This is a genomic window from Caulobacter sp. P1_B12_2 (assembly GCF_056406675.1).
In genome coordinates, this window is the sequence record NZ_JBFTZS010000261.1 from 1 (window position 1) to 6,669 (window position 6,669).

The 6,669-nt window shown below is 69.8% G+C and carries 6 protein-coding genes; 4 read left to right on the forward strand and 2 right to left on the reverse strand.

The features are described from left to right. Positions 1 to 165: 165 nt before the first annotated feature. Both rutB and AC1DZ6_RS16000 read right to left on the reverse strand, forming a co-directional pair. Positions 166 to 858, reverse strand: a complete 693-nt coding sequence (gene rutB, locus AC1DZ6_RS15995) for a pyrimidine utilization protein B (protein ID WP_477098145.1) — start codon at positions 856 to 858, stop codon at positions 166 to 168. A 347-nt stretch (positions 859 to 1,205) separates the two neighbouring features. Then, on the reverse strand, positions 1,206 to 2,843 hold the full coding sequence (locus tag AC1DZ6_RS16000) for a sensor histidine kinase (RefSeq protein ID WP_477098150.1): 1,638 nt from the start codon (positions 2,841 to 2,843) through the stop codon (positions 1,206 to 1,208). Positions 2,844 to 3,099: 256 nt separating this feature from the next. Here AC1DZ6_RS16000 and AC1DZ6_RS16005 point away from each other — a divergent pair, with 256 nt between their 5' ends. The 4 genes from AC1DZ6_RS16005 (at position 3,100) to AC1DZ6_RS16020 (ending at position 6,622) form a co-directional block, all read left to right on the forward strand. Then, on the forward strand, positions 3,100 to 3,399 hold the full coding sequence (locus tag AC1DZ6_RS16005; protein ID WP_477098146.1) for a hypothetical protein: 300 nt from the start codon (positions 3,100 to 3,102) through the stop codon (positions 3,397 to 3,399). 108 nt (positions 3,400 to 3,507) lie between these two features. Next, positions 3,508 to 3,981: a hypothetical protein gene (locus AC1DZ6_RS16010; protein WP_477098147.1), complete on the forward strand. Its 474-nt coding sequence runs from the start codon at positions 3,508 to 3,510 to the stop codon at positions 3,979 to 3,981. Positions 3,982 to 4,138: 157 nt separating this feature from the next. After that, complete coding sequence (locus AC1DZ6_RS16015; RefSeq protein WP_477098148.1) at positions 4,139 to 5,731, forward strand: fatty acid--CoA ligase; 1,593 nt, start codon at positions 4,139 to 4,141, stop codon at positions 5,729 to 5,731. Further along, positions 5,732 to 6,622, forward strand: coding sequence for an oxygenase MpaB family protein (locus AC1DZ6_RS16020; protein ID WP_477098149.1), 891 nt, complete (start codon positions 5,732 to 5,734; stop codon positions 6,620 to 6,622). It begins immediately after the preceding gene. The last annotated feature ends 47 nt before the right edge of the window (positions 6,623 to 6,669 follow it).

Below are 6,669 nucleotides of genomic sequence, written 5' to 3' on the forward strand. Positions count from 1 at the left end.
GTCTTGGGCATCTCGTCTTGGGCATCTCTTTTTCCTCTTTTTCGCTGTCATCCCGGACAAGGCCCGAAGGGCCGCAGATCCGGGACCGCCGGAAGCTCTGAGTTCACGCGTCGGTCCCGGATCTTCGCGCTGCGCGCTCGTCCGGGATGACAGGTTTTGTAATGGCTACTCCCGTTGCCCCACCGCCCCCTTGAAGTCCGTCGTGGTCGACACCCAGCCGAAGAAGGTCTCGATGTTGTAGAGCGTCGCCTTCTGCACGAAGTCGGGACCGGCCTGGTGGGTGGCGTCCTCCAGCACGGTGCCGAAATATTCCAGGAAGAAGCCGTCGCGCAGGGTCGACTCCACGCAGACGTTGGTGGCGATGCCGACGAACACCAAATGGCGGATGCCGCGCGAGCGCAGCACGCTGTCGAGCTGGCTGTTGAAGAAGCCGCTGTAGCGGGTCTTGTGCAGCTGGATGTCGCCGGGCTGGGGCTTCAGGTCGTCGACCAGTTCGTAGTCCCACGTGCCGCGGGCCAGCAGCTTGCCCTGCAACTCGGGCCGGGCGCGCATGGTCTTCAGGGCGTTGGACTTGTGCCAGTTGGGCGAGCCGGGGCCGCCGGCCTCGACATAGTCGCTGTCCCAGCCGTTCTGGAAATAGATCACCGGCATGCCCGCGCCGCGCGCCACGTCCAGCACGCCCTTGATCTTGTCGATCACGGCGGCCGCGCCGCTGATGTCGAAGCCGGCCAAGTCCAGATAGCCGCCGGGGGATGCGTAGGCGTTCTGCATGTCGATGACGATCACCGCGGTCTTGTCGACCGGCAAGGCGATGGGCTCGGGCCGGGCCGGCAGCATCAGGGTCTCGGGTGTCGTCATGCGCTCATGCCTCGAAGGTGAGCGACGCAGGTAAGACCATCGCGGGGCGGCGCGCAATCGATCGATGACCGCCGATACGCGATTGCCTCCGGGGCGCCCAGGTCTTGGGCTAATTCAGAAACGACTTACTAAATCTCGACCTTTGCCCGCGCCCTATCGACAAGTCTTCGAGCCATCCCCTTCAACCGTCATTCCCGCCCTTGTGGCGGGAACCCCTTTATCCGCCGCAAGGGCAGGGGTGTGGCGCGTCGGCGCGCCAAGGCGCTTCACTGTCGGCTGAACCAGGGGTTCCCGCCACAAGGGCGGGAATGACGGGGAGATTTGGGAGCGTTCGTGAACTCTCCCTGCTACGCGTCCGCCTTCCCCTCGGCCTCTTCCTTGCGGGTCGGCGGCAGCGACAGGGTCAGGACGCAGACCAGGCCGCTGGGGCGGTAGTCGACCCGGGCCTCGCCGGCCAGGTCGGACTTCAGGCTGGCGGCGATCAGGCGGGAGCCGAAGCCCTTGCGGGCGGGCGGCGACACCGGCGGGCCGCCGCGCTCCTCCCAGTGCAGGGTCAGCCGATGCGGCGCGGCGGGATCGATGTGCCAGACGACGGTCACCGATCCCTCGGGCAGCGACAGGGCGCCGTACTTGACCGCGTTGGTGCCCAGCTCGTGGAACACCATCGACAGGGCCAGGGCGGCGTTGGGCGTCAGGGCCACCGGCGGCCCGGCCAGGACCGTGCGGTCCAGGTAGGGCTCGAGGGTCTCCTCCAGGATCTCCTTGAGGTCCGCGCCTTCCCAGACGCTCTGGGTCAGCAGGTCGTGGGCCCGGGCCAGGGCCATCAGGCGCTCGTTGAAGGCATGCAGGCCGGGCGTGTCGTCGGGACGGCCCAGGCTTTGCCGGGCCAGGGACTGCACCGTGAACAGGGTGTTCTTCACCCGATGGTTCAGTTCGTTGATCATCAGCTGCTGGCGCTGGTGGGCGCGCAGCTCCTCGGCCTCGCGGGCCCGCAGCTGGGCGGAGGCGTCGTGCAGGGCCGCGCGGACCTCGGCGATCTCGCGGAAGCGGTCGGGGACGAGGGGAATCTGATCGCCGGCCGCCACGGCCTTGGCGTCGGCGCCCAGGCCGCGCACCGCGACCGAGATCTCCCGCGAGACCACCAGGGCCACGCCCGCGCCGATGATCAGCAGCAGGACGCTGGCCATGGTCAGCCAGCCCACCGACGACCAGTTTGCCCGGCTCAGCTCGGCGCGAGGCACGCCGACGATGAACGACCAGCCGCTGCTCGATGAGCGGCTGAAGGCCGAGAGGGTGGGCGTGCCGTCCAGCGTATGGCTCAGCGTGACCCCCTCGCTGCCCCGGGCCATGGCCTTGCGCATGTCCACGCTGGCCTGGCGCCCCAGGAAGCGGTCCGCGTCCCGCGAGCGCGCCACCAGCGAGGCGTTGCGGTCGACGATGCTGGCCGTCCAGCCGCGCGGGATGTTCTGGGCGGCGAAGATCGACGAGAAGGCCCTGGGCGACTGCTGGTAGGCCAGGTCGTAGAGCTTGCCGTCGACGATGACCGGCATGTCGATCGACACGAAGGGCTGGAACGGATCGGTTGGCTTGGGCAGCACCAGGTTCGACACCGACGTGCGGCCGGCCTGGATGGTCCGCCAGCGATAGTCGGGCAAGGCCGCCTTGGGCGGCGGCGCGCCCGCCGGCAGCTGCGTGTTGACCAGTTGCCGCTCGTTGTCGAGCAGCACGATCCAGCCGTCGCCGCCCCGAACGGCGGCCCGGGCCTGGCGCTCGAATGCGGGAAGGTCGCCGGAGATCAGGGCGGGCGAGACGGCCAGGGTCTGCAGCACGCTCTGGCCCTGGCCGATCTGGCGGTCGGTGGCCAGCAGCAGGGCGCGGGTGGTGGCGATCAGTTGCTGTTCATAGCGCGCCCGGCTCTCGCCGAACTCGGCGCGGGCCAGCAGGGCCATGAACAGGGTGGCCGGCACGACCAGACACAGGGCCATCAGCAGCAGACGTCGGCGCACGGTGCCGACGGCGGGCGGGGGCGGGCTCGTTGATGGGGCGGCGGAGACCGGGTCTGGCAAAGGGCGAACGGGCTCATCCTGGGGGATCGACCCAAGAGAGAGCGACCGCCGCGCCGGGTCAAGCGGTTAGGCCGCCGTCGTTTGCTGTGGACGACGCGGCAACCTTCAGCGGCCAGCCGAGTTGTTTTTCTCAGCCCACGGCAAAGATGTCGGGGATTTTGGGAGACTTCACAGCATGCGTATCGTCACCATCGCGGCCGTCGCCGCCCTCGCCATGACCGCCGCCGCCTGCCAGCCCAAGGCTGAAAAGGCCAATGACGCCGCCGCCGACGCCACCGCGGCCGCCGCTTCCAGCCAGCAAGCCGCCGACGCCGCCGCCCAGGCGGCGAACGCCAGCACCACCGCCGCCGCCAACGGCGACACGGCCACCGCCAAGGCCGCCGGCGACACCGCCGCCGCCGCCGGCGATCAAGCCGAGAAGGCCGGCGACGCGGCCAAGGACGCCGGCCACGACGCCAAGGACGCCGCCCACTAAGGCGCTCCAGCTTCGAAACGAGGGCCGGCTTCGCGATGCGGAGCCGGCCTTTTTCGCATGTGCGAAATGAAAGCGGAGCGAACGGCGCGGGCCCCGCGTTGTGCCTGCATGACCAGCCCCCGCAAGACCCGCCGCAAGGCCCCCCTCAAAGCCCCCCTCGRGGCCAAGCCCGCCGAAGCCTTCGCCCTGGCCGCCGCCGGAGCCGAACTGGCCCTGGCCTCGCTGAAGGTCGTCAACGCCCGCACGCCGATGATCGTCCAGGCCATGAGCGATCCCATGCGCGGCAACTATGCCGAACTGACCCGCATGGTGTCCGAAAAGCCCCTGGCCTTCGCCAAGGGCGCGGCGGCCGGCGGTCCGGCCTGGCTGGCCATGGCCGCGGAGTCCAATCGCTACTTCACCCAGGCCTGCCTGCCGTGGACGGGGAAGACACCCAGCTACGGCCTGGCGCCGGCCATGAACGCCCCTCTGGCCGCCATGGCCTTCTGGGGGCGGATGATGTCGCTGGGCGTGGCCTGGYAGTCGGCGATGCTGGCGCCGGTGCACGCCGAGGCGACCGCCAACGCCCGCCGCCTGGGCTGAAAGCTTGACCAAAGCCGAGCGGGCTTGATCAGCGGCAGGGCGAGGGAATGCGCGTTTTTTCCCTAGCCGCGAACCGGAAATGCCCGTCATCCTGGGATTTCTGGGAACTGAAGGCGGCGCCAGATCGTCTCGGTCCCGAGCGAGGAGCGCCGCCCCCATGTCCGGACCCGCCGTCGATTTCGATCGCATGACGACCCTGGGCGACGTCGCCCGCTATCACCGCGAGGTCCGTCCCGACGCGACGGCCCTGGTGTTCGAGGGCCGTTCGACGACCTTCGCGGAGTTCGACCGCCATACCGATCAGGTCGCCGCCGCCCTGCTGGCCGAGGGCTTGGTCAAGGGCGACCGCATCGCCTATGTCGGCAAGAACAGCGACCACTATTTCGAGCTGCTGTTCGGCGCGGCCAAGGCCGGGGTGGTGCTGGCCCCGATCGGCTGGCGCCTGGCCCCGCGCGAGATCGCCTACATCCTGGGCGACGCCGAGGCCCGCATGGTGTTCGTCGGCCCGGAGCTGATCGCCCATGTCCGCGACGTGGCCGAACTGATCCTCGACCAACCCACCCTGATCGCCATGGAGGCCAACGAGTACGGCCATCCGCTGTTCGACGAGTGGCGCGACGCGGCCGCGTGCGACGGGCTGGACGCCGCGGTCACGCCCGCCGACATCGCCGTCCAGCTCTACACCTCGGGCACCACGGGCCGGCCCAAGGGCGCGATGCTGACCCATTCCAACATCCTGACCACCCGCAAGCTGGCGGCCCAGGCCGACATGGACTGGAACCGCTGGGGTCCCGACGACGTCAGCCTGGTGGCCATGCCCGTGGCCCATATCGGCGGCACCGGCTGGGGCGTGGTGGGGCTGGTCAACGGCGCCAAGGGCGTGGTGGCCCGCGAGTTCGACCCGACCAAGGTGCTGGACTTCATCGAGCGCGACCGGGTCTCCAAGATGTTCATGGTGCCGGCCGCCCTGCAGATCGTCGTGCGCCTGCCGCGCGCCCGCCAGGTCGACTACAGCCGGCTGACCCACATCCTCTACGGCGCGGCCCCCATTCCGCTGGACCTGCTGCGGGAGTGCATCGAGGTGTTCGGCTGTGGTTTCGTCCAGCAGTACGGCATGACCGAAACGACCGGCACGGTGGTCTATCTGCCGCCCGAGGACCACGATCCGGCCGGCAACGCCCGCATGCGCTCGGCCGGCCTGCCGATGCCCGGCGCCGAGCTGAAGATCCTCGGCGAGAACGGCCAGGCCCTGGGCCCAAACGAGGTCGGCGAGGTGGCGGTCCGCTCGCCCGCCAACATGGCCGGCTACTGGAAGCTGCCCGAGGCGACGGCCGACACTATCGATTCAGATAGCTGGTTGCGCACCGGCGATGCGGGCTACATCGACGACGACGGCTACCTGTTCATCCACGATCGCGTGAAGGACATGATCATCAGCGGCGGCGAGAACATCTATCCGGCCGAGGTCGAGAGCGCGGTCTACGGCCATCCGCACGTGGCCGAGGTGGCGGTGATCGGCGTGCCCGACGACACCTGGGGCGAGGCGGTCAAGGCCGTGGTGGCCCTCAAGCCCGGCGCGCCGCAGGATCCGGCCGACATCATCGCCTTCGCCCGCACCCGCATCGCCGGCTTCAAGGCGCCCAAGACCATCGACTTCATCGAGGCCCTGCCGCGCAACGCCTCGGGCAAGATCCTGCGGCGCGAACTGCGCGAGCCTTACTGGGCCGGCAAGACGAGACGGGTGAACTGAATGGCGGATGGCGACGGTCGCGTGGCGGGGTTGGTTCAGGGGCTTTATCAACCCGAGGGCGGACCCCGCGTCGACTTTCGCCAGCCGGCCGGAGAAGCGGCCCTGGCCGCGCCGGACTCGGTGTCGTGGCGGGTGTTCAAGAACCCGATCTCGCTGTTCGTCGGCGGGGTGACGGCGGTGATCCTGGAGCTGGCCGAACCGCGCGTTCGCACCGGCGTCTGGGAGCATTCCAGCTTTCGCAGCGATCCGCTGCCGCGCCTCAAGCGCACGGGCCTGGCGGCGATGGTCACGGTCTATGGCGGCCGCTCGGTCGCGGAGAAGATGATCGCCGGCGTGCGGCGCATGCATGACCGGGTGACGGGCGACACCCCGGCCGGCGCGGCCCATCGGGCCAATGATGTGGCGTTGCTGGACTGGGTGCAGGCCACCGCCAGCTTCGGCTTCATGGAGGCCTATCACGCCTATGCCCGGCCGCTGAGCGAGGTCGACCGCGACCGCTTCTACGCCGAGGCCGCCCCGGCGGCGGCGCTATACGGCGCGGTCGGGGCGCCGGCCTCGGTGGCTGAGTGGGAGGCTCAACTGGCGGCGATGCTGCCGGCCCTGGAGCGCCACGAGATCGTCTTCGAGTTCCTGGACCTGATGCGCAGGACCGCGATCCTGCCGGCCCCCCTGGGCGGCCTGCAGGGCGCGCTGATCCGGGCGGCGGTGGCCATCACCCCGCCGAAGGTGAGGGCGGTGGTCGGGCTTGGGCGTGAGTGGGACCTGGGGCCGGTCGAGCGGCGGCTGGTGAAGTTGGCCGGGGCGGCGGCGGACCGGATCCCGGTCAAGGGCACGCCGGCGGTGCAGGCTTGTCAGCGGATGGGGCTGCCGGCGGACTATCTGTACAAATGAACCCCTCTCCCATGGGGAGAGGGAGGGGCCCAAGCGAAGCTTGGGAG